Source organism: Vibrio thalassae, from assembly GCF_900089835.1.
Lineage (GTDB): Bacteria > Pseudomonadota > Gammaproteobacteria > Enterobacterales > Vibrionaceae > Vibrio > Vibrio thalassae.
In genome coordinates this window covers 225090-248743 of the sequence record NZ_OANU01000002.1, presented here as the reverse complement: position 1 = coordinate 248743, position 23654 = coordinate 225090, and the positions used below count along the sequence as shown (strand labels likewise).

Annotated in this window: 23 protein-coding genes; 10 read left to right on the top strand and 13 right to left on the bottom strand. The window is 43.9% G+C overall.

Annotation, left to right across the window (positions count from 1 at the left end):
• Positions 1 to 134: 134 nt before the first annotated feature.
• The 4 genes from VTH8203_RS01130 to VTH8203_RS01115 all read left to right on the top strand — a co-directional run bounded on the left by VTH8203_RS01130 (position 135) and on the right by VTH8203_RS01115 (position 5216).
• Entirely contained in the window at positions 135 to 668 is a 534-nt protein-coding gene (locus VTH8203_RS01130; RefSeq protein ID WP_096991979.1) for a phosphatase PAP2 family protein, read from the top strand.
• A 12-nt stretch (positions 669 to 680) separates the two neighbouring features.
• Positions 681 to 1724 carry an MJ1255/VC2487 family glycosyltransferase gene (locus VTH8203_RS01125; protein ID WP_096991978.1) on the top strand — a complete coding sequence of 348 codons (1044 nt, stop codon included), beginning with the start codon at positions 681 to 683 and terminating at the stop codon, positions 1722 to 1724.
• A gap of 516 nt (positions 1725 to 2240) precedes the next feature.
• On the top strand, positions 2241 to 3200 hold the full coding sequence (gene leuO / locus VTH8203_RS01120; RefSeq protein ID WP_096991977.1) for a transcriptional regulator LeuO: 960 nt from the start codon (positions 2241 to 2243) through the stop codon (positions 3198 to 3200).
• Positions 3201 to 3404: 204 nt separating this feature from the next.
• Positions 3405 to 5216, top strand: a complete 1812-nt coding sequence (locus VTH8203_RS01115) for an AMP-dependent synthetase/ligase (RefSeq protein ID WP_096991976.1) — start codon at positions 3405 to 3407, stop codon at positions 5214 to 5216.
• Positions 5217 to 5280: 64 nt separating this feature from the next.
• Here the strand turns inward: VTH8203_RS01115 and shyC are convergent, their stop codons facing one another.
• Positions 5281 to 6570: a peptidoglycan DD-endopeptidase ShyC gene (gene shyC, locus VTH8203_RS01110; RefSeq protein WP_096991975.1), complete on the bottom strand. Its 1290-nt coding sequence runs from the start codon at positions 6568 to 6570 to the stop codon at positions 5281 to 5283.
• A 129-nt stretch (positions 6571 to 6699) separates the two neighbouring features.
• On the opposite strand from shyC, the gene tyrS reads away from it, so the two are divergent.
• Positions 6700 to 7887: a tyrosine--tRNA ligase gene (gene tyrS / locus VTH8203_RS01105; RefSeq protein ID WP_096991974.1), complete on the top strand. Its 1188-nt coding sequence runs from the start codon at positions 6700 to 6702 to the stop codon at positions 7885 to 7887.
• Positions 7888 to 8103: 216 nt separating this feature from the next.
• On the opposite strand, the gene grcA is transcribed toward tyrS, so the two are convergent.
• Positions 8104 to 8481, bottom strand: a complete 378-nt coding sequence (gene grcA / locus VTH8203_RS01100; protein WP_096991973.1) for an autonomous glycyl radical cofactor GrcA — start codon at positions 8479 to 8481, stop codon at positions 8104 to 8106.
• A 372-nt stretch (positions 8482 to 8853) separates the two neighbouring features.
• Between grcA and nfo the strand changes: the two genes are divergently transcribed.
• The 3 genes from nfo (at position 8854) to VTH8203_RS01085 (ending at position 11378) form a co-directional block, all read left to right on the top strand.
• Complete coding sequence (gene nfo / locus VTH8203_RS01095) at positions 8854 to 9705, top strand: deoxyribonuclease IV (RefSeq protein ID WP_096991972.1); 852 nt, start codon at positions 8854 to 8856, stop codon at positions 9703 to 9705.
• 346 nt (positions 9706 to 10051) lie between these two features.
• Entirely contained in the window at positions 10052 to 10726 is a 675-nt protein-coding gene (gene ung, locus VTH8203_RS01090) for a uracil-DNA glycosylase (protein WP_370739185.1), read from the top strand.
• A gap of 100 nt (positions 10727 to 10826) precedes the next feature.
• A complete protein-coding gene (locus VTH8203_RS01085; RefSeq protein WP_096991970.1) occupies positions 10827 to 11378 on the top strand; it encodes a hemerythrin domain-containing protein in 552 nt (183 codons plus the stop codon).
• A gap of 70 nt (positions 11379 to 11448) precedes the next feature.
• On the opposite strand, the gene VTH8203_RS01080 is transcribed toward VTH8203_RS01085, so the two are convergent.
• The 9 genes from VTH8203_RS01080 to VTH8203_RS01040 form a co-directional block, all read right to left on the bottom strand.
• Positions 11449 to 12636 carry a tetratricopeptide repeat protein gene (locus tag VTH8203_RS01080; RefSeq protein ID WP_096991969.1) on the bottom strand — a complete coding sequence of 396 codons (1188 nt, stop codon included), beginning with the start codon at positions 12634 to 12636 and terminating at the stop codon, positions 11449 to 11451.
• Entirely contained in the window at positions 12633 to 13259 is a 627-nt protein-coding gene (locus VTH8203_RS01075; protein WP_096991968.1) for an energy transducer TonB, read from the bottom strand. Before VTH8203_RS01075 ends, VTH8203_RS01080 begins: the two co-directional genes overlap by 4 nt.
• Positions 13259 to 13663, bottom strand: a complete 405-nt coding sequence (locus tag VTH8203_RS01070; RefSeq protein WP_096991967.1) for an ExbD/TolR family protein — start codon at positions 13661 to 13663, stop codon at positions 13259 to 13261. Before VTH8203_RS01070 ends, VTH8203_RS01075 begins: the two co-directional genes overlap by 1 nt.
• On the bottom strand, positions 13660 to 14238 hold the full coding sequence (locus tag VTH8203_RS01065) for a MotA/TolQ/ExbB proton channel family protein (RefSeq protein ID WP_096991966.1): 579 nt from the start codon (positions 14236 to 14238) through the stop codon (positions 13660 to 13662). The genes VTH8203_RS01070 and VTH8203_RS01065 overlap by 4 nt, the downstream gene beginning before the upstream one ends.
• Positions 14228 to 15586, bottom strand: coding sequence for a MotA/TolQ/ExbB proton channel family protein (locus VTH8203_RS01060; protein ID WP_096991965.1), 1359 nt, complete (start codon positions 15584 to 15586; stop codon positions 14228 to 14230). Before VTH8203_RS01060 ends, VTH8203_RS01065 begins: the two co-directional genes overlap by 11 nt.
• A complete protein-coding gene (locus VTH8203_RS01055) occupies positions 15586 to 16368 on the bottom strand; it encodes a DUF3450 domain-containing protein (RefSeq protein WP_096991964.1) in 783 nt (260 codons plus the stop codon). Before VTH8203_RS01055 ends, VTH8203_RS01060 begins: the two co-directional genes overlap by 1 nt.
• 294 nt (positions 16369 to 16662) lie before the next feature.
• Complete coding sequence (locus tag VTH8203_RS01050) at positions 16663 to 16848, bottom strand: (2Fe-2S)-binding protein (protein WP_158296036.1); 186 nt, start codon at positions 16846 to 16848, stop codon at positions 16663 to 16665.
• A 38-nt stretch (positions 16849 to 16886) separates the two neighbouring features.
• Entirely contained in the window at positions 16887 to 17405 is a 519-nt protein-coding gene (locus tag VTH8203_RS01045) for a hypothetical protein (protein ID WP_096991962.1), read from the bottom strand.
• Between the two features lie 652 nt (positions 17406 to 18057).
• The gene (locus VTH8203_RS01040) at positions 18058 to 18243 is read right to left on the bottom strand and encodes a DUF3545 family protein (RefSeq protein ID WP_096991961.1); all 186 of its coding nucleotides are present in this window, start codon (positions 18241 to 18243) and stop codon (positions 18058 to 18060) included.
• 704 nt (positions 18244 to 18947) lie between these two features.
• On the opposite strand from VTH8203_RS01040, the gene VTH8203_RS01035 reads away from it, so the two are divergent.
• Positions 18948 to 20384, top strand: a complete 1437-nt coding sequence (locus VTH8203_RS01035; protein ID WP_096991960.1) for an alanine/glycine:cation symporter family protein — start codon at positions 18948 to 18950, stop codon at positions 20382 to 20384.
• A gap of 107 nt (positions 20385 to 20491) precedes the next feature.
• Positions 20492 to 21265: a peroxide stress protein YaaA gene (yaaA, locus tag VTH8203_RS01030; protein ID WP_096992180.1), complete on the top strand. Its 774-nt coding sequence runs from the start codon at positions 20492 to 20494 to the stop codon at positions 21263 to 21265.
• Positions 21266 to 21361: 96 nt separating this feature from the next.
• Here the strand turns inward: yaaA and srmB are convergent, their stop codons facing one another.
• Both srmB and VTH8203_RS01020 read right to left on the bottom strand, forming a co-directional pair.
• The gene (srmB, locus tag VTH8203_RS01025) at positions 21362 to 22585 is read right to left on the bottom strand and encodes an ATP-dependent RNA helicase SrmB (RefSeq protein WP_096991959.1); all 1224 of its coding nucleotides are present in this window, start codon (positions 22583 to 22585) and stop codon (positions 21362 to 21364) included.
• A gap of 99 nt (positions 22586 to 22684) precedes the next feature.
• Positions 22685 to 23407, bottom strand: a complete 723-nt coding sequence (locus tag VTH8203_RS01020; RefSeq protein WP_096991958.1) for a tRNA1(Val) (adenine(37)-N6)-methyltransferase — start codon at positions 23405 to 23407, stop codon at positions 22685 to 22687.
• Positions 23408 to 23654 lie beyond the last annotated feature (247 nt).

Below are 23654 nucleotides of genomic sequence, written 5' to 3'. Positions count from 1 at the left end.
TTAATTCTAAAAGTTGGTGTGCTGAGGTTCTCAGCCACTAACTTTCATCATTTATCCAATAAATCGTCACTTGATTGTCATTGTTGCTGACTACTTTTTGATTATGAGTTACTCGTTATCACAAGGAGTGAGCTATGAGAACCATTGAGCCGATTGTGCGAATGGATTTAGCCTTTTCACTATTTTGCCTACAACATCGTTTTAATACTCCAGTTGCGAAGATAAGTCGCTGGGTGTCTAAAACCGGCGATGGCCATCTCTACCTAGTGCTAGAGTTAGTGATCTGGTACATGGATGATGTGGTTGGGCGATTTTTCTTTGCCGCAGCATTGCTGGCTTTCGCTATTGAACTGCCCATCTATTGGTTAACAAAAAACAGCTTCAAGCGGCGCCGCCCAGAAGAATTTTCTCACCTTCTGCAAGCTTTTATTACGCCTTCTGACCGTTATAGCCTGCCTTCGGGACATACTGCCGCTGCATTTTTAATGGCCACAATCATCGGACATTTTTACCCTTCTTGGTATGACGGAGCATTAATATGGGCGCTACTGATTGGTGTATCACGAATTTTACTTGGTGTTCACTTTCTTACCGATGTAGTCATTGGTGCCATCTTAGGTGTATTCGCAGCACATATATCGATCCGTTACGTACTTACGTTAGTTTAAAAGGTGACATTGATGAAGATTCTTTACGGTGTTCAAGGAACAGGTAATGGGCATATAGCTAGATCGAGAGCAATGTCTCAGGCTTTAAAATCTCATGATGTCGAGGTGGATTTCCTGTTTTCAGGGCGAGATAAAAACAAATATTTCTCTATGGAACAATTTGGTGACTATCATACACGGCGAGGGTTTAGCTTTGTGACCCAAGATGGCAAGGTCAACTATCGCAGAACGGTGATGGAGAACAGTTTGCACCACTTTTATGGTGAAGTTAAGCAGCTGGACGTTTCTCACTACGACTTAGTATTGAATGACTTTGAACCCATAACAGCCTGGGCTGCTCGATCTCAAAAAGTACCGACAGTCAGTATCAGTCATCAAAATGCGTTTCTGTTTGATGTGCCTCAGAAAGGGTCCAATTGGATTGATAGTTCCGTGATTCAACACTTTGCGCCTTCACAGTATCAAATTGGCTTGCATTGGTATCATTTCGGTCAACCGATATTACCACCAATCGTTCACACCAATGGGCATGAAGTGACCTCGGCAAACTTTGTTCTTATTTATCTGCCTTTTGAGAATATACGAACCATCATTGATGTGCTCGTGCGCTTCGTTAATCAACCGTTTATCTGTTACCACCCCGAAATTGGTGATCAAAAACAAATTGAAAACATTCAGATGATGCCTCTCAGTCATGAAGGGTTCCAACGAGACCTTCATCGTTGCCAAGGCGTGATTGCAAATGGAGGCTTTGAACTTCCTTCTGAGGCACTCAGTTTAGGAAAAAAGCTGTTGGTGAAACCTCTGGATGGCCAATTTGAGCAGCAAAGCAACGCAGCCACACTAGAGAGTTTGGGGCTGGCTCAGTCTATGGACTTTCTCGATGCCTCGGTCATTCGTACGTGGTTAGACGAGAAACAAGCAGAGCGAGTCACCTATCCTAATGTCGCCGCTGAAATTGCACAATGGATAGTGGCGGGAAAATGGGACTGTAGCCAACAATTGCGTCAGAGCCTTTGGGAGAGAGTCGACTTTCCTAGTTACGCCTCGATTTGAAATAGAAAAATCACAGTTAATCAAAAGCCGCGTAATGCGGTTTTTTTAGTCTGTGTGGCGGATAAATTATCACCGTTGGTATTCATTTTTCTTATGAAATGGATGTGAGTTATATATCTTATGTATCTGATAGTTTAATACTTCGCTTGATTAACCATATTGGTTTTAGATATAGATAATACGTGGTAAAGTGGCGGTTACATACTCATTAGTTATGTTTTTAGATATTTCTGCGCACAAAAGTTATTAAAAATGTAATTTATCTTTTTTTATACATAAACTAACTTATTGTTTATTATCGAATATCTATTTTCTTCGATAAAATTTGCTGATTCTTTGTCAAACTTGTTGGTATTGGGTTTGTTATTAGTGGATAGTTTGTTTTGTCCTCGAACTATGCAGAGGGTTAATAGAATGTTGTAAGGTAAACAGCGAACCGTGAGTGGAGAAATATTGGTCGTTGGTGATTAATCCTTATTCACATATTCGAGATTGAAATTAAACGAGGCTTACTAAATGTTAGACAAAAAAGATGCTATGAGCGCTATCGCTAGCTACCGCATGGAAAGCACACTTCGCGGCGTAGATCTAAACCTTTTGACTGTTTTCGACGCAGTGATGCAAGAGCAGAATATCACTCGAGCTGCACACAATCTTGGTATGTCGCAACCAGCAGTTAGTAATGCCGTTGCGCGATTAAAAGTGATGTTTAATGATGAGTTATTTATGCGTCAAGGTCGTGGTATTCAACCTACGCAACGCGCTCGCCAGTTGTTTGGACCTGTTCGCCAAGCTTTACAGTTAGTGCGTAACGAACTTCCAAGCTCTATCTTTACCCCAGAAACATCGACACGTTTGTTCAAAATGGCGATTTGTTCTCCTTGCGATATGCGTTTCGCCCCAAAGATCATGCATACCATTTCTGAGCAAGCTCCTCATGTACAATTGCATTTAGACGCAGAAGCAGACCGTCAGTTGGCGGATCGCATGCGTTATCAAGAGATAGATTTTGTCATTGATTATGCGCGTTACGATGCGCAAGGGTTCTCTAGCACAGAAATCTTCCAAGATGAATTGGTTGTTGTGGCTGCGAAGAATCACCCACGTATTCACGGCGTAGCCAGTACGGCTCAATTGGCTCATGAAAAGCATGCCAAATTGTCTAAAGTCCATGGCGTTCGCAGCTTTTCTGAGCAAGCCTATCGTGAATTGGATTGCCAAGCGTCATATGAGGGAACAAGCTTAAGCAATGTTCTTTATGTCGTCGGGCAATCTGAACTCGTGACCATCGCTCCTCGTTGGTTGGTAGAAAATGCGGTAAATAAAGACCAATTACAAGTACTTCCATTGCCGCTAGAACAGTCCAAAATCAGTGGATATTTAAGCTGGCACGAGTCGAGCGAAAAAGACAAAGGGCACATTTGGTTGCGTGATCAGCTGATGGTTATTTGCGGTGAAGTTGTCGCTTTGTCATAGTCTATTACAACTTTTTAAAGCGAGCCCTGAACAGTCTCTGGACAGGGCTTTTTCAATTTTTACAGAGAGTTATTATCATTGAATGATTAAACCGATAACTATTGTTGATATCTTTGATATAGGTCGGTTGCCTTTTTTTCGCGCAGAGGTACACTTGTGCGCTCATAAAGCTTACATATGTAAGCTAAAAGGTAAAGATAGAACATGGCTAATTTAGATTTCCATATTGTAAAGAAGATTCGTGACCGAATCGCACAAGGTGGCGATAAGATCGCCTTACGACATAAAATCAACAATGTGTGGCAAGGGATTAGCTGGAAGGAGTTCGGAGTTAACGTTGACGCGTTATCTTTGGCTCTCCTTGGAAAAGGAATTCAACCTCAAGAAAAAATCGGCATTATTTCCAATAATATGCCGAAGTGGACTATCGCCGATTTAGCCGCATTGCAAATTCGTGCGGTAACGGTACCCCTTTATCCTACAAACACTCCGGCTCAAACGAGTTATATCGTTCAGAATGCCGACGTTCGAATTTTATTCGTCGGTGAACAAGCGCAGTATGATGCTGCTTTATCTATATACGAAGAGTGCAGTCAACTGGAGCTTATCGTCGCAATGAGTGACGATATTGTCTTGGTAGACAATGATTTTAGTGTTAGCTGGCAGAGTTTTCTTTCGGACGCCAGCATTGAGCAACAAACGGTGCTGACAGAGCGACTGGAACAAGCAAATTATGACGACTTGCTGACACTGATTTATACCTCAGGTACAACGGGTCAGCCAAAGGGTGTAATGCTGGATTACGCCAACATTGCTGCTCAATTAAAAGGCCATGATGCAAGATTAAGCCTAAGCGAACGTGATATCTCGTTATGTTTCTTACCGCTGTCTCATGTGTTTGAGCGTGCTTGGACTTTTTATGTTCTTTATCAAGGCGGGACTAACTGTTATTTACAGGACACGATACAGGTCCGTGACGCTCTAAGTGAGATTCGTCCTACCGTAATGAGTGCGGTTCCTCGCTTCTACGAGAAAATTTTCTCAGCGATTCATGAGCGCGTTTCTAAAGCACCTATTCATCGCAAGATTATGTTTACCTGGGCGGTCAACATGGGAGCGAAAATGGCACAATGTCGCCAAGACAATGTGACGCCTTCATTGCTTTTGAGAAAAAGTCATGCGCTTGCAGATAAATTAGTTCTGAGCAAGCTACGTGAGTTGCTTGGAGGACGTATTAACTTTATGCCTTGTGGTGGCGCTAAACTGGATGAAACTATCGGTCGCTTTTTTCAAGCTATCGGTATTAACGTCAAGCTTGGCTACGGCATGACAGAAACCACGGCAACTGTCTCGTGCTGGGACGACACCTGCTACAACCCGGACTCTATCGGTATGCCGATGCCTGGCGCAGAAGTGAAAATTGGCGAGAACAATGAAATCTTGGTTCGTGGACCGATGGTAATGCGTGGTTACTACAAATTACCGGAAGAAACCGCGCAGACGTTCGACGCGGATGGTTTCCTAAAAACAGGAGATGCCGGCCAATTTGATGAGCGTGGTAATTTGTTCATTACTGACCGCATTAAAGAGTTGATGAAAACCTCTAATGGTAAGTACATTGCACCACAAGCAATTGAAGGTGCGATTGGTAAAGACCATTACATTGAGCAGATTGCGGTTATCGCGGATACTCGCAAGTTCGTTTCAGCACTCATTGTGCCGTGTTTTGATACGCTTGAAGAATATGCCAAAGAGCTAAATATTAAATATCATGATCGTCTTGAGCTGATTAAGCACAACGAGGTGGTTGAGATGTTTGAAAAGCGCATTGGCGAACTGCAAAAAGAGTTGGCGAAGTTTGAACAAGTGAAGAAGTTTAAGTTATTACCAACAGGCTTCTCAATGGATAAAGGTGAATTGACGCCAACACAGAAACTGCGCCGCAAAGTGATAAACGATCGTTATCATGATGAAATCGAAGAGATGTATCGCGATACGCCAAACAAGCATCACTAAAAGCTCTGTTTAGTCGATAAAGAAAACCCCTAGCCGTTGCTAGGGGTTTGTTGTTTATGGGCGGTTAGTTGTTAGCGTAAAGCAACTCGCTGTACCTATCTAAAGTATTAAGGCGATTTTCCGCATTGGCTAAGAAAGTCTGTTTTTCCTGGCCCGTTAACGACTTAGATTGCGGCAGTTTTACCGTTCTTGGGTTTTTATGTACACCATTGACCAAGAATTCATAATGAAGGTGAGGACCGGTGACACGACCTGTTCCGCCAAGCGTACCAATCGTTTGACCTTGTTTTACACGTTGTCCGGTTTTGACGGTTCGTTTCGTTAGGTGTAAATACTTGGTGATATACGTATTGCTGTGCTTGATGAAGACGTAATTGCCATTGAACTGGTTATAACTGGACTTCTGTACAATACCATCACCGGCGGCCCAAATTGGCGTCCCAACAGGAGCAGCATAGTCGGTGCCGCGGTGGGCTCGTACTTTACCGGTCACTGGGTGACGGCGCGTCGGGTTAAAGTTTGACGTGACGCGACGAAAATCAAGCGGTGAACGTAAGAAGGCTTTCTTCATGGCGCGACCATTTTCATCGTAATAGTTACCCGTCTTATCGTCCAATATTGCCTTGAAGGTATCCCCTTGGTTTTTGAAAATCGCTGCGATAATTTTGCCACGGCCAACCACTTCGCCTTCTACGACTTTTTCTTGGTAAAGCAATTGAAAACTATCACCAGAACGAATATCTAACGCAAAATCGATATCCCAGCCAAAAATACCCGCCAGTTCCATAATTTGATTGGCGGTCAACCCTGCTGCAATCCCAGCGTTCCAGAAGTTTGAGGAAATCTGTGCTTGAGCATAGTTGTACTGATAGTCGACCTCTTTCTTATCCCAAGTGGAGGTAAATCCATCATCAGTACGAGTAATTTTGAAGGTCTCGTAGTCGTTAATCTTGCGTTTTAACTGGATAAAGTCATGGTTCTCGTCAAACCCAAATATCAGCTTATCTCCAGGTCTTAATTTGGAGAGCTGGCGTTTAATATCATCATTGGTATAGATAAGCTCATGCAGCAGGCGTGGCGACAATCCTAAGCGCTGAAACAGAAGAGCGGCACTTTCTCCTGAGCGGACAGTATGCTCCTCCCACTTGAGGACAACAGTTGGTGGGATCTCGTCACCAATAGGAAAAGCACTATTGTTAATTGTTAGGGCGTAATGCTTACCAACTTCAAGTCGATCCTGCCCATCATCCAGCTCCTGAACATCCGGCAAAAACAAGGCAACAACGATGAGTGCTGTAAAAAAGGCGATGAGCGCACGGTGAAGCCAAGGCAGGCGCTTAAAAACAGATAGCATGAGAGTTCAATTCAACATTATTTTTGAAATTTCCTAAACCAATTAGTCTAACTGGTTTCAAAAAACATCGCTATTCAAGTAAGATGTCCAACTATTATATTTTTGCCAAATCTGTGGGAGTGAACAAGAATGGCGAACCTTGAAGCAGCGTTGGCTGAGATCAAACGTGGCGTTGACGAGCTAATTCCAGAAGAAGAACTGATTGCTAAGTTAAAAGAGAACCGTCCTCTACGCATCAAATTGGGTGCCGATCCTACAGCACCAGATATTCACCTAGGGCACACGGTAATTTTGAACAAGTTACGTACCTTCCAAGACCTAGGCCATGATGTGACGTTCTTAATCGGTGATTTCACTGGTATGGTTGGTGACCCAACAGGTAAAAACACAACGCGTCCACCGTTAACTCGTGAAGACGTTTTACGCAATGCTGAAACGTACAAAGAGCAAGTGTTTAAGATCCTAGATCCAGCCAAAACGACTATCGCATTTAACTCTGAGTGGTTATCCGAACTCGGCGCGGAAGGCATGATTCGCCTTGCTGCGAATCAAACTGTAGCTCGTATGCTAGAGCGTGATGACTTTAAAAAGCGCTATGGTAACAACCAGCCAATCGCAATTCACGAGTTTATGTATCCACTGCTACAAGGTTACGATTCAGTCGCGATGGAAACAGACGTAGAGCTTGGTGGTACCGACCAGAAGTTCAACCTGCTAATGGGTCGTGAGTTGCAAAAGTCACACGGTCAGAAGCCTCAGGTCGTACTTACAATGCCGCTTCTAGTAGGTCTGGACGGCGAGAAGAAGATGTCTAAGTCTGCGCATAACTACATTGGTATCAGTGAAGCACCTTCTGAGATGTTTGGTAAGATCATGTCTATCTCTGATGAGCTCATGTGGAGTTACTACGAGCTATTATCTTTCCGTCCTCTGGGCGAGATTGAACAGTTCAAAGCGGATGTTGAAGGCGGAGCAAACCCTCGTGATATTAAGATCCTGCTTGCCAAAGAAATCATTGCACGCTTCCACACTGAAGCGGACGCAGAGGCGGCTGAGCAAGAGTTTATTAATCGTTTCCAAAAAGGTGCGATGCCAGATGAAATGCCAGAGTTTGAGTTTGAAGCTGGCTTGCCAATTGGTAACCTTCTTAAAGAAGCGGCGCTTGTTAACTCAACATCGGATGCAATGCGCATGATTCGTCAAGGTGCGGTGAAGATCGATGGCGAGAAAATGGAAGATACGAAGTTAGTTCCAGCGGCGGGGCAAGCCGTTTACCAAGTCGGTAAGCGTAAATTTGCTCGAGTGACACTGAAGTAATCGGTGATACTGTAAGCACATTAATTAGTTCCCTGCCAGAGCAGGGATGACATGTCTAAAATAGATGGCATGACTGAAATATTAGCGTGTGCTTGATGTACTTTGAAAACCTCTCTCGGGAGGTTTTTTTGTATGCGTCGCACACCGTTTTACATACATAAAAAAACAGACGCTTGCGCGTCTGTTTTTCAGTATTTGCTTACTTCACGTCTCTAATTATAGAGACTCAGTAAAGGTACGAGCGATAACGTCACGTTGTTGTTCTGGCGTTAGCGAGTTGAAACGTACAGCGTAACCAGAAACACGGATCGTTAGCTGTGGGTAGTTCTCTGGGTGTGCCACTGCGTCTTCTAGTGTTTCGCGCTTAAGCACGTTTACGTTTAGGTGTTGACCACCTTCGATACGAGGTGCAGCTTCGATTGCTACTTCTCGGCTTTCATATTCGCCTAGATCGCTAACAGAGATAACTTGGTCAGCTTCAAAACCAGCATTTGCTGCAACGCAACGTGCTTCGTTTTTTTCGCCGTCGATCAACCAGATTGAGTTAAGTAGATCGTCGTTTGCTGCTTTAGTAATTTGGATACCTTGAATCATCACTATCTCCTAATCCACTTTCAGAGTGGCATTTTTGTGGTGTTAATTTTCAATTCTTGTCGAGCTGACCTATATATAACTCGTTGTGGGTATTTTAGTGTTGATTTAGATCAAAATACAACAAAAAACATTAATGACGTTGTGGTTAATTTCTTGATTAATGTCAATCAAACCTTTAAAAATGGTGATTTAAAATAATATTTTAATAATTAAAAATTATTTTAAATCACCATTTGTTGTAATAAAACTACAAAGAGTGCATAAAAAGCCATCGATACAGCGAAAATCAATGGCTTCCATAACCAAAACTGAAAGTATAAGATCGCTAAATAACAGTTCGAAAATTGTGAAGTTGATCAGGTGGTCAAACAGATGAAAAAATTTATTGGTGCCCATGTCTCCGCTGCTGGTGGGGTTGATAATGTGCCACAGAGAGCGAATGAAATTGGTGCGAATGCATTCGCACTTTTTACTAAGAATCAGCGACAGTGGGTTGCAAAACCGTTGACCGAAGAGGTTATCCAACGATTTAAATCGGAATGCCAAAAGTACAGCTTTCGTGCTGAGCAAATTCTTCCGCATGATTCCTATCTTATTAATTTGGGTGCGCCAGAGTTGGATAAACTTGAAAAGTCTCGAGCTGCTTTTATCGATGAGATGGAGCGGAGCCAACAATTAGGGCTTACACTGCTTAACTTTCATCCGGGAAGTCATTTAAAAAAGTTGTCGGAGAGTGATTGTTTGGACCGTATTGCTGAGTCTATTAATCTGGCACATCAACAAGTCCCGGATGTTATCGCGGTCATTGAAAACACGGCAGGTCAGGGCACTAACCTTGGCTGGCGCTTTGAGCATTTAGCTCACATCATTGATAAGGTAGAAGATAAATCTAGGGTCGGCGTATGTCTTGATACCTGCCATACCTTTACTGCTGGCTACGATTTACGAACTAAAGAGGCATGTGAGCACACGTTCGCAGAGTTTGACCGAATTGTTGGGATGCACTATTTGCGAGCTATGCACCTGAATGACTCAAAAATCCCATTAGGAGGCAAGGTGGATAGGCATCATTCGCTTGGCAAGGGGGAGATTGGGTGGGCGTGCTTTGAATACATCATGCAAGACGCTCGATTTGATTCTATCCCATTGATTTTAGAGACAATAGAACCCGCTATTTGGGGCGATGAAATCCAACAATTGAGGCATTTCACAACAAATTGCTGATTTTTTGATAACTCACATAGCATTTTGGCATCTTTCTTTCATACTAAGTAACATGCATGTTGCATAAATGTGTGACTCAACAAGGTAGGTGCCATTATGACTCGTCCATTAACTCCTAGACCCAGTACAGCACGTTCTACTCGCTTTCCGACCCCAAACCGACATATTCACGGTCAAGGTCATTATCGAACACCGCAGATCAAACATCCTAACCATTGACCGGTAAATAAACTAATAAGCACTGACTCTGGTGGGAAACGTGCATGGCGATATGCCAAATTGACAGTAGTGGTGACCCTTCGTTGAGTGATAGACTACCTGAAGTATTCATCTTCAGGGATCCATAATGACAACATTCACATGGCACGACGTAATCGGTAACGAAAAGCAGCAAGAATATTTTCAACAAACCATGGCGTATGTTGAAGAGCAGCGTAATCAAGGAAAAGTCATTTTCCCTCCTACGCAGGACGTATTTAATGCATTTCGATTTACCGAGTTTTCTGATGTGAATGTGGTGATGCTGGGCCAAGATCCTTATCACGGTCCCAATCAAGCTCACGGCCTTTGCTTCTCTGTTTTACCTGGCGTAAAGACACCCCCTTCTTTGGTCAATATGTATAAAGAGCTCGCTCAGGATATTGAGGGCTTTGAGACTCCTGCGCATGGTTATTTGAAAAGCTGGGCTGAGCAGGGGGTGCTGATGTTAAATACGGTTTTAACGGTGGAGCAAGGGCAGGCCCACTCTCACGCTAAATTGGGTTGGGAGACATTTACCGACCGTGTAATAGAGGCATTAAACCAAAATGGTGAAGGCATTATTTTTCTTCTTTGGGGCTCGCATGCTCAAAAGAAAGGAAAAATGATAGACCGTACAAAACACCATGTGTTGACGGCACCTCATCCTTCACCCTTATCTGCGCATAGAGGCTTTTTTGGAAGTGGACACTTTTCAAAAACAAATCAATTACTTAAGGGTATGGGCAAACAGCCGATTGATTGGCAGCCGCAGCTGGATTAGACCCTTTTAGGTAATTGGCGTATTTTTGACCGTTCTCAAAACATGATCCTTGGTTCTCTTATACACTTATAAAGTGTATGGAAATGAGGGGGAGAGGATCATGATGATCGAAAGGATTAGACGCGAACATGGTTATATGGTGCGGTTACTGGCGATCTTAAACCGAAAATTACATTTGCTAGAAAGCGAGCAGCCTATCAATTACAACATCGTCAAAGAGATTGTCGATTACCTAGCTAACCATTCCGAGAAAATTCATCATCCCAAAGAAGATATTCTCTATCGCTACTTTATTGATAAGTATGGCGCACAAGAGCCGGTAGAGAATCTTGAATCAGACCATCTTGAACTTTCAGAAAAAACGCATGATTTTTTAGACGTGGTGGAAATGATTCTGCAAGACTCTGTTGTGCCCCAGCAAGTCTTTACCAGTCGTTTATCGCTATTTATCCAAGACCAGAAACGTCATCTCGATTTTGAAGAACAAGCAGTATTGCCGTTAATCGAGAAGCGCTTTACTACTCAAGATTGGCAAGCGGTAGAAAGTCAGTGGACAGTTGTGGAAGATGATCCTGTCTTTGGGGATACGATAGCCGATCGCTATAAGCAACTGGCGGCTCGAGTTCGGCAAAATGAGCTCGAAAACGTGTAATGACGCCATTAAAAGACCCTAATAATTGCAGTCCAATTATTAGGGTCATATCACTAAGCTTGGCTTTTATTCAACGAGATTGACTCATTTGTTCAAGGTACTGCAACCAGTCAGCGGTTTGTGTCGTTGGTTTTTCACGATGAGCCGCTTGCGCAACGTCTGTAGCCTTGGCGTAGTCTTTTAAACCGACATAAGCTCTGACTTGTAGTAACAGTTTTTCTTGTTTGTTGATGCCAGTGACTTTATTCAGTGAATTAAGTGCTTGCTTAAAGTCACCTTGTTGTAACTCTAGCCTAGCTACCTCTTCGTAGTATTTGCCATTAAGTCTTGCTGCGGCAAGCCACGCCTTTTGAGCGTTTGACCACTCGCGAGCCATTTGCCAATGTCGAGCTTGCTTGATGATGGTGTTGATATCACTTGCTTCGACTTGTAGATTGGCGTAAGACTGCGCTGCTTTTTCTGGGACACCTTGTTGTGAGTACAGCTGAGCTTTACTGACTTGGAGATTTTCAGGAAGTTCAAGACCCGCTCGCTCTGCAGAGACGAGAGTGGCCAGTGCCAGTTTATACTGCTTGGTTTGCATGTAGAGAGAGCTTAGTTGTTGCCACCACATTAGGTTATCTGGTTGCAGTGCCAGAAGTTTTTGAGTAGTGAGAATACCGCTCTTCAGGCGTTTTAATTGCAGCTCTGCGGTTAGCTGGAGAGTTAATGGTTGCAGTTTAGGTGTTGCATCTAGTTGGTGATAATGGTTGATAGCCGCCAGAAGAGGTTTCCATTGCTGCAATAAATAGTGTGCTCTTGCTTTATTAAGCCAGACACCTGTGATCTGCTCTTTGCTAATGTTGTTCGCTTCAGCGCTTTGGGTCAGTTTATCAAGGTGCACCAAGGCTTGCTCTGGTTTATCTTTAGACAATAGAAGCTCTGCCAACATACGCTCGGTTTGCCAATCTTGTTCATCTTCAAACGCGTTGGTGTTCACCGCAATTTGCAACTGTTTAATCGCTTTTTCAGGCAGTTCTGCTTGCCAATAGTAGATACCCAGCATACGAGCCACATAAGCTTTATCGTAGTTCGCACTGGGTTTGATGCCTTCAAGAAGCGTAATAGCTTGGTTCAACTTATCGTCTTGCTCTAGTTCATAAGCTTTAGATACTTGAGTAGCAGTGCGCATACCTAACTGAGGAGCTGCGGCTACGCTAGTGACAACGAGCATTGAGCACAGAGCTAGCGCTGAGGTAATAAATAGACGCTTTATCATTGATTCAACTTAAACTCTAATTTGACGGTTTGACCAATACGAGGGGTCGCTTTGCCATTCACGATCATAGGTTGGTATTTCCACTGCTTTAGCGCCACCATGGCTTCACGTTCGAACATGCGTCTTGGTTTCGCTTCTACCACTTGAATATCAGTAGGACGACCACTTTCATCAATGGTAAAGGACATGACCACAAACCCTTCAATGTTGCGTTGCAAAGCTCGACGCGGGTAGCGAGGCTCTTTTCGATGTAGTGGCATAACTTGTTGGTTTTGACCGATATCAGGCACGATAGGCGCGTTCAGCGCGACTCCTGCCACCTGAGTGGAAACGGAAATATTGGATAGCTGCGGTGTACTCGGCGTTTGTACGCTAGACACTTGCGAGCTTTGTTCCACGACAGCTGCAGAAGGTGGGGTCGAAGGCATCTTAGGCGGTTCTGGTAACACGCGTTGACGCCTTGCTGTTTCACTATCAGGCCCAACCATAACCAAGTCATAGCTGAGCCTTGGCTTATCATCAGGCTTCGATTTCGGGCCAATATCGATCATCCAACTCATGAATGAGAACAAAGCAAACGCTAAGGCGATTGCGAGGGGAATACTCGCCAGTAGTCGAAGCATTATGGGCTCTCCGTCGCCAGAGCAATTTTAGTCACACCCGCACCTTTGGCACTGTCCATCACCTGCACAACGGTGCCATTAAAGGCATGTTTGTCGGCTTGAATAACCATCGATGCGTTAGGCTGTTCCAATAAAAGCTTTTCGATGGTGGCTTGTACTCGTTCGACATCCACACGACGTTTGTCTATAAAAATATCGTTCGCTGATGTAATGGCAACAAAAATGCCGGCGTTTTTTTGACTGACTGCATGACTGGCTTGCGGTCGGTTAACATCAACCCCAGATTCACGAACAAATGAACTGGTAACGATAAAGAAGATCAACATGATAAATACAATATCGAGCATGGACGTCATATCGATATTGGCTTCTTCGGTCTGTTTTTTTCGATGACCTAATCTCATTTAGAATCTCCTGAGCGAGCAGTGCTTGACGGCAAATGGCGTTCACTTCTAATTAACTGCTCAAGTTGGAGTAGGCTTTTACTACTCCATTTTTGAATTCGTGAATAAGCGAGCATGCCTGGCAAGGCTGCAACCATACCCGCCATGGTTGGAATGGTCGCCATGGAAATGCCGGCGGCCATCAATCGAGGTTGAGCGCTACCCTGAGCGGCTAGCGTGTCAAACACAGTAATCATACCGGTAACGGTCCCGAGTAATCCGAGCATCGGACACAAGCTCAACAAACATTTCAATAGGTTGAGATGCTGGTTTAGCTTGTTTTCAGCTTCGCTTAGCATGGCATTGCGTTGGGATTGTGCGTACCAAGAGTAGTGATCTTGGCGCGCCGCCCACTTCTTGCCCCAGCTTTTTCTCTGGGTAGGGAATACTTTGGCAAAATAGATAACGCGTTCAAATGCCACCAGCCAAAAGACGAAGACTACCGCGGCGAGCCACCAAAGGATTGGCCCACCTTGTGTCATAAACTGGTTCAGATGCTCGCTACCTGGCAGCCAACTGAATAAGTTATGCGGCATACGCGTCTTCTTGCTCCGAAGTTTGCGCTTCGGCTTGTTCTGCAACAAGACCGACACTTTGTCGCTCCAAAATATTGCGAATTGCTTCAGCTTTTGAACTCAGTAGGTTATGTGCCAGTAGGAGAGGCATCGCGGTAATCAGACCCAATACGGTGGTGACCAATGCCATTGAGATACCGCCAGCCATAACACGTGGTTCTGCATTACCAAATTGGGTAATGACTTGGAATGTTTCTATCATACCAGTAACGGTACCGAGTAGACCCAACATAGGCGCGAGAGCGGCAAGTAGCTTCAGCATGCTAAGTCCGCGCTCTAGATGCTGTTGTTCATCCATAATGGACTCTAATAAGCGTAATTCTAGAGTTTCAACATGAAGTTGCTTTTCACTGTTATACACACTAAGTACACGGCCAAGAGGGTTGTCAGTTGGTGTATCTGGCGTTTTCAGTTGCTTGTTGATTTTCTGTTCTGTTGTGACAAGAACAACGGCGCGATAAAGGGCAATGATCATCCCAAGAGCAAATAGCCCTGCAATGATTTTTCCAACAATACCACCCTGCTCGAATCGTTCACCGAGTGTTGGGTTATCTGCTAATTGCTTATAAATATCACCGCGACTTGGGTCGATGAAAGCCGCCGTTTGTCCGGTCACAATGCCAGCTGCATCTGTCGAGGTTGGCGCAGATTGTGGTAGGCGAGGAAAGTCACTCGCCAGTTTGCCATCCCAATCAACTGGGCCATGGTCGGAAAGTAGGGCAAAATTACCTAAACGAACAACGTCAAGCTTGGTTATTTCGCCATTGCCTGCCACAAAGGGTACTTGAAGCTCTGCATAGGTAGCGCTACTCGAAATTTGAGCTTGATAAGCTCGCCATAAACCCGTGAGCTCTTCGATGGAAGGTAATATTTTCGCTGCAACAATGTCATTAATCGCCGCAATTTGCTCGGTTTGCTCAGTGTTAGCGACAGAGTGTTCAAGTTCAACTTGGACTTCTTTGGCCGATTGCCTGACAACACCAAATAACTCACCTAAACTGCCCGTTTCTAAATGAAGTTTTTTCTGTTGTTCAGCCAGAGCTTGCTCATTATCGGAAAAAGCAGTGCTGAGTGATTCTATGCTGGCATCTAACTGAGCTTTGCGTTTTTCAAGTTCGGCTTTGCGTGCTGCGAGCTTTTGCTCTTGTTTGTTAAACTCTGCTTCACGCTCGGCATTATGCTGTTTCTCTTGTTGCTGAGCGGCTTTTGCTTTTGAGGTTAAGGTGTCAGTTGCGAATGACGGTTGTGCTAATCCAAGGCTTAGCAGCGCAACCATAAGCGGTAGTTTATGGAGTGAAAACGGACGCATTAGCTAGGATCCTTTATTTGAGTCACTGGAGTTAATGAAATCGGAAGCTCAAGCAGAGATGGTGAAGCCTGTTTGTTCGCGATAGCAAATGCTTTATCGATTTGTGGTGCTAAAGTGCTGTCGACAGCGACCCAACGTTTTTGGTTAATATCCCAAGACCAATATTGATGTCTGTCTAGGCTACGAGCGACTAAAGCAAGTCGGCCTAGGTACAGCTGCTCCGCCTCGATGTCACTACCGACGTTGATCAAGCTGCGGTAACTGCCGAGTTTAAGGCCGTAGTCCATCTCAATTTGATAAGCTTCTAAGATACGACGGTATTTTTCTGCGTCGCTCACATCGGCTTGTGGCATCAATGATTTCAATTCATCAAGCCTGGCTAAACGTGTTTCAATTCGAATCGGTTTGTCTTGTTTGATTTGCTCTTCAAGACCTGCCAGCATTTGGTACATAAGTGGCACGACGCCCTTACGTGTTGCATTGATCTGGTGTAGCTGTGTCTCGATGCTAGTCATCTCTTCTTCTTGATTAGCAACAACGGCTTGCAAATGTTTTTCGTACACTTCTAAATTAGCCACTTCTTGCTCAAGCATCGCAATATCAGACTTTAGCTCAAACGCCTTATCACTACTTTTGTTGATACGTGTTTGGCTTTGAGCGCTTTGTGTGATGATTTGCGCTTCGACATTTCGAGCACTATTAAGGTCGTTAGCGGTCGCCAAGTTGCTTATGGACAGCAGTGGGAGCGAACACAAGGTCAGGCGAAGAGCCGTTTTGTTCATTTCAAGAGCCTTCTGCTTTCTTGTAGAAAGTACCAGTTATTAGTTGAAGTTAGATTCCAAAGATACGTTATAGAATTCATCATTCGGTATCTTAAAACTCGATGCTAAGAGCCGTTCTCAAAGACGTTAATCGGTTTTGGAAGCGTGGATATTGTATTGCAACTCATTTAAGAAATACAGATTAAATGATATTGATATGAGTTATCATTTGTTATCTCTTATTCATATTGTTGTAACGAAAAGTTATGAGTTTTTTTGCTAAAATCTCGCTTTATGCAATATGTCGTCGTTAAGTCAGTTTCTTTGTTGGGGGCAACCTTGGCAATAGTCGCCATCGGCACGACGATAGTGCATACAACAAGCGCTTCGTTGGACAAAATACTCCCCATCACAAGTGACATCTAATCGACCAAAACGCGTCAAAGGCAGCTTTAGTGCTTGTTGCCAGTGCTGGAGTTCGTGAGCAAAAGTTGGATGCATCTGTTGTTGTTCTAAGAGACGGCAGCTTACCATGTGTTTTAAACCGCGTAACAGCATTTCCATAATGGGATCGGCGAGAAGCTTTTCTCTAGTCGCAGGGCTGATGCGACAAACATGATTGAGTTGCTCAGCAAGTGGGTCAGTAACAAGGTGAGTTGCTTCGCTGCGTGCTCTCGTCTTTGGTGCTGATCGCCCAATTGCCACTCGTGACAACTAAAATCAAATTGTCCGACCACGCCATTTTGACGGTTAAATCCTTGAACCATTGTACTAATCGGTGGGACGGCTTGGGTGTAATAGGTGGTGACAAGAGCAATGGTTACCGGCTGCCAAATCAACATTGTCCATGTTCGGGTGAACCAATATATTGGCCCCGCTTCCGGGTAGTTCGCTTTCCAGTATTGATATAACTCGTTGACATCAGTTGATGCGCTTGTGCCAGGGACAATAATGCGGCTTCCCTCCGTCACTTGAACTAACAAAGGAGAAAACTGCTGTGAGATATGCGTTAGCGTATGTAACTGCGTTAAATGGTCGCTATCTAGAGTCTGTTGCATTATTGTCCTAAATAAAGAGGCTTCAGCATTGCTGCTGAAGCAGGTTTATGGGTTTTGGTTATAAATCAAATTTTACATTCAGTTGGACAGTTGGCTGATACACCTTTGAGTGACAGCGTTGCCTGTCCTAAGTCATAACCAATGGAAAGATCAACCAATGTGCAATTACTGCAATGAGTATGCTTACGTCCACTGCGATTGGACTAAGCTTGGTTTTTAATATAATAGAAAAAGAATCTTAAGAAACATGTAAACGCCATTGATAATTGCTTTTATTTGCATTTTAAAGATTGTGATTCTGAGATAGTTAACCATTTGATGCAAGTGTTAAGTTGGTCTGAAACTGACCTCAGAATTAAAACCAAACTCCAAAACAGTATCCGTGACTTATTGGTCGCTTTTTGGCAGTTGTTCAGCGACGCGGCTTAACATATTGGGCGAGGTTATAGTTGGCTTGTGTGCAGAGACTACAACAACGGCAAAAGTGTTGAAGCATCACACTATTTGACACTTTCGTGATTGAAGGTCGAATAGAAGGCACATCTAGGTAAAACAAAGCCCTCATTTAAGAGGGCTTTGTATACTCACACCAATAAAGCTTCAGGCTTCTTTATAGGTGAAAATTCTCAATTAAAAAACAGTTTACGATCGACTAGAGGTCTACATCATCGAGAGAAAAATCGAGTCCGATGTCCATATCGTTGAGTTCTCGTTGTAAGCGCTGTCTGTCTTTAATGGCTTCAATTTCGCGCCATTTTCTTTTCACGGGTTTAGAGCGTCCTGCGCGAGCACGTGGAGCAACTAGTTCCGCAATCTCATCCAGTTCAAAGCCTTCCATAAGCTACCTCTACTATTGTTATTCTCCTCACGGAGCCCTCTTAGTACCATATTCTATGGCAGACTAACTTTGATTTGTTTCTCATTTGTTTCGCTAGTATGAAGTTTTTATGCCATTTTGAATGCAACCTCACACTTTTTAGTAACGCAATTGTCTAAAAAACAATCGATTGAATCACATTACGAAAAAGAAATTGTTCAGTAAGATTGTTAATACCGTGTGCTGAGAAGAGGGTAACTGGCGAATCTTGTCTTACGATAAACGTTCTCATTGCATGATAATGTCTAAAAAGTATTCCATTTGGTAAAGTGCCGTTCATCCGTTGATGCACCTAGGCTTGTCTTCTAATAAGCAAACATTCAGTTGTTTACTTGCTATGCTTATCTATTGTTACTGGTATGTTGGTGTTTTAATAATCGATGGTAAATAAATTGCTTTGCAAAGTGTTAACTTTTCGTGATTTTATGGTGAAAAATAACAATAATATACGCATTGTTGCGTATTGATTTTTGTGCGCCATGACTGCAAAATCCGCCCGTCAAAAATAAGCCGACTTGTATGGCGTTCCCAATAGGTAAGAAATACAAGCTAAGTTGTCGTGAAAAACAGTGAAATTAACAAAACCACAGGGATAGGGATAACCACACAACTTAGGAAGCACTCGGATGTGCAGCTCGGTACTCTAACTTTAAGTGAGGTTTAAAGTGACAGACGTTATTAATCTAATGAACGATCTTCTGTGGGGATCGATTCTGGTTTATTTACTCGTAGGTGTGGGGATTTACTTTACAGTACGCCTTGGGTTTATTCAGTTCCGCCATTTTGGTCATATGTTCAGTGTGCTGAAAAACAGCCGTAAAGCTGACAGTGCTGGTATCTCTTCTTTCCAAGCTCTTTGTACCAGTCTTGCAGCTCGTGTTGGAACCGGTAATATGGCTGGCGTTGCCGTTGCGCTAACCGCTGGTGGTCCTGGTGCTATCTTCTGGATGTGGCTTATTGCTATGCTCGGTATGGCGACATCATTTGCTGAAAGCACATTAGCGCAGCTATACAAAACGAAAGATGACGACGGCAACTACCGTGGTGGTCCTGCGTACTACATGGAAAAAGGATTGGGCATGCGCTGGATGGGCGTGTTGTTCTCCATCTTCCTAATCATTGCTTTCGGTTTAGTCTTTAACGCTGTACAAGCGAACGCGATTGCCAATGCAATGAATACCGCGTTTGGCTTCGACCCTATGATTGTTGGCGTTGCTATCGTCCTTATCTCTGCGTTCGTTATTTTCGGTGGTGTACGTAAGATTGCTCGTACTGCTGAACTGATCGTTCCAATCATGGCGCTAGCTTACCTTGCACTTGCGATTGTCGTCATGGTAATGAACCTTGAGAAAGTGCCAGAAGTCATCGCTTACATTTTCAAAAGTGCCTTTGGTTTTCAAGAAGCGGCAGCGGGTGGTTTAGGTTACGCGATTGCTCAAGCGATGATCCAAGGTATTAAGCGTGGTCTGTTCTCGAATGAAGCGGGTATGGGTTCTGCACCCAATGCTGCGGCATCGGCTACGCCTTATCCACCGCACCCAGCGTCACAAGGCTATGTTCAAATGCTAGGTGTCTTTACCGACACTATCGTAATTTGTAGTGCGACTGTGGCGATTATTCTGATGTCAGGTGAGTATGTTCCACACGGTGAAGTGACAGGTATCGAGCTGACTCAGCGCGCGCTAAGCTCTCAAGTTGGTAATTGGGGTGGTATCTTTGTTGCTGTGGCGATTTTCTTCTTCGCATTCACATCAATCATTGCTAACTACTCATACGCAGAAACGAACCTTATCTTCCTAGAACACAACCACAAAGCAGGTCTTGGTCTGTTCCGTGTCATCGTACTTGGTATGGTAATGTTTGGTTCAGTCGCGACGCTACCAATGGTTTGGGCTCTGGCCGATGTTTCGATGGGCTTGATGGCCATTGTTAACTTGATTGCGATTATCTTGCTATCCGGCATTGTTATTAAGCTTGCAAAAGACTACAACCAACAACTTAAAGCAGGCAAAGTACCAACGTTTGATGCCAATGATTACCCTGAACTGAAGTCTCAACTTGAGGAAGGTATCTGGTATAGCAAAGAGACAGATAACAAGTAATTACTTTTACCTATCTCAAAAATAGATTAAGCCATGCACTATTTGATTGAAGAAAGTGCATGGCTTTTTTTATACTGGAAGAAACCATTATTAAAAAGAGTACAGTCATGCTTATTGTCGTTTCACCAGCAAAGACCTTAGATTACGAATCACCACTAGCCACTGAGCGATTCACGCAACCTGAATTGGTCGATCAGTCTGCGGAGTTGATTGAGGAGTGTCGCAAGTTAACGCCAGCTGATGTATCTGCATTAATGAAAGTGAGCGATAAGATTGCAGGGCTGAATGTTGCTCGATTTGAACAGTGGTCACCGACGTTCACGACCGATAATGCTCGTCAAGCGATACTGGCCTTCAAAGGCGATGTGTACACTGGGTTAGCAGCGGAAACCTTATCCGAAGCCGATTTTGATTATGCACAGCAACATTTACGTATGTTGTCGGGTCTTTATGGTCTTCTAAAACCACTCGACTTAATGCAACCCTATCGATTAGAGATGGGCACTAAGTTAACCAATGCTCGCGGAACCAATCTCTATCAGTTTTGGGGCGATATTATTACCGATAAGCTGAATGACGCCTTGAATGAGCAAGGTGATAATGTGCTAATCAATCTTGCTTCGAATGAATACTTTAAAGCGGTTAAGCCTAAGCGGCTAGATGGCAAAGTGATTACTCCAGTATTCAAAGACTGCAAGAAAGGGCAATATAAAGTGATTAGCTTCTATGCTAAGAAAGCGAGAGGCATGATGGCGCGTTATATTATTGAAAACCGTGTTGATTCTATCGAAAAGCTTACAGAATTTGATGTTGCGGGTTACTACTTTGTTGAAGAAGAGTCGACAGCCACAGAATTGGTGTTCAAGCGAGAAGAACAGTAGTTTTTCAGCGGTGGTGCTATGCACTGCTTAGCGCAATGAGAAAGGGCTCTAATGTTTCATCATTAGAGCCCTTTTTGTTACTGAGACAAGGTGAAGTTATTTTTTCTTACTGCTTTTCTTTTTCACGGCTTTTTTCTTGTCTTCTTTTTTCTTCTTTTTCTTGAATACCGGTTTTTTATGGGTCGGGCGCATACCATCAATGAAGCGCTCTTTGACGAGCTCTTTGGTGTAGCGACCTACACGATCCATCATTGGTTGGTCATGAGCTTCTACAATCGAGATGGCAATGCCTTTTTTACCTGCACGAGCAGTACGACCAATGCGATGTAAATACACATCAGCGCTGCGCGGTAAGTCATAGTTGATCACGTGTGAAACGTCTGGAAGATCAATGCCGCGAGCCGCGACATCCGTGGCTAACAATACGTTTACGCTACCATCTCGGAAGCGGCTAATCGCGTTGTTGCGGCGATCTTGAGGCATCTCACCTTGAATCCACGCACAAGGTATTTGTGCACTGTCTAGTTGCTGACGCAGCTCGCCAAGACGTTCGCGGGTTTTCAAGAACACAATGGTACGCTGAGCTTGTTCAGTCAGGATATGCTTAAGCAGAGCCAGTTTGTGCTCGGCATTGTCTGCACGATGGTACCACTGAGTGATTTTTTTGCGCTCACGCGTTGATGGCTCTGCAGAAATTTCAGTGGGCTCTTTCAACAGGTCGGCAGTAAACCCTTCTACACCACGACCTTCGAGTGTTGCGGAGAATAACAGCGTTTGCTTGCGCCAACGACATTCTGCAGACAAACGGTCAACGGTCGGTCCAAAACCAAGATCGAGCATACGGTCCGCTTCATCCAACACTAACCATTCGATCGCGCGACAATCAAAACGCTCGGATTCGATGTATTCCATCAAGCGTCCTGGTGTTGCTACAACAATATCTTGAGTTTGAGCGAGCGTATCGGCATGCGTATCGTAAGTCACACCACCAGTGATAGTCGCCACTTTTAAGCGTGTATGTTTTGCGAGCGCCTGAGTGTGCTCTGCTACTTGCATCGCGAGTTCACGAGTTGGCGTTAAAATCAGAATACGCGCAGGCCCTGCTTTCTTGCGTGGAAAGTCCAGCAAATATTGAATTGCTGGAATAGCAAAGGAAGCCGTTTTACCCGTCCCCGTTGGCGCTGAGGCTAAGATGTCTTTGGCATCGAGTGCTTGTGGGATAGCCTGTGCTTGGATCTCTGTAGGGCGGCTATAGCCCATTTCCTCTATCGCTTCTAAAAGGACAGGATCTAAATCTAATTCAGCGAAGGTTCTGATCACTATGGTGTCTCCACAAGACGTAAGTTAGCCCTGAGCAAAAAAACAGCAATCAGGGAAAAAGTAGGGCGGCTATTATACTCAAACAGAGCCAGAGCGCACTTACATTTTAAGGTAAAAGTCTTTGGTTAAGGCAATAAAATCCTCTGAGTAGCCACCAGTGTCAGAATGAATGACCAAATGCTCTGATATTAGAGTGGTTGGCTGCTTGCCTAGGGCAAATAAAAGTCGATGACACGGCTTTGTTTTGGTCGATTGGACATAACAAATACGACGTAAGTGCCAGCCTTGCTGTTTGGCAAGGGCAATACACTGCTCCCCTTCGACTTTGGGCAAAACGAAATTGGCCTCACCATCGTTGGTGAGCAAGTTAAAACAAGTCGCAAGCAACTGTTGATGGGAGAGTGTATCAGTATGTCGTGCAGTGGCTCGATGTTGGTTCTGAGCCTGCTCACCACTATTGAAATAAGGTGGGTTACAGATAACTCCGCTAAACGACTGTGAGAACGACGTCGTTAACACGTTACCGTGAAGCAAAGACACTCTTTGAGACCACGGAGAGTGACAGATGTTGTGGCTTGCGTCTTGGATAGCGATATCATCGATATCGATAGACGTGATACGCGCTTTGGCATAGCGCTGTGCAACCATTAACGAGAGTAATCCCGTTCCGGTTCCTATGTCTAAGATATCCGTTGAATCGCTGTATTGCGCCCACGCTCCCAATAGCACTCCGTCAGTGCTAACAGGCATACCCGCATGACCGTCAAAAATGGTGAACTGTTTGAATTGGAAACCTTTGGTTTTTGAAATATTGGAAGTCATGGTTTATTTTGTTATTTGTGTTCTAAATAGTAACTATCACTATTGTTAAATATTTGAGTGGTTATATGTTCTGTTTGTAATCAATGTGTTTTTATTTTTAGATAGTATAAATGTTCGCCCAAAAAGAAAGTGGTAGAGAATCTAACTAGTTTGACAATGCCAAAGCAAATTAATGTAGTGTTTATTTCTATATCTATTGCTTATTGACTAGTGATTCGTCATTATGCCAGCCTTATTTTTACGTTAG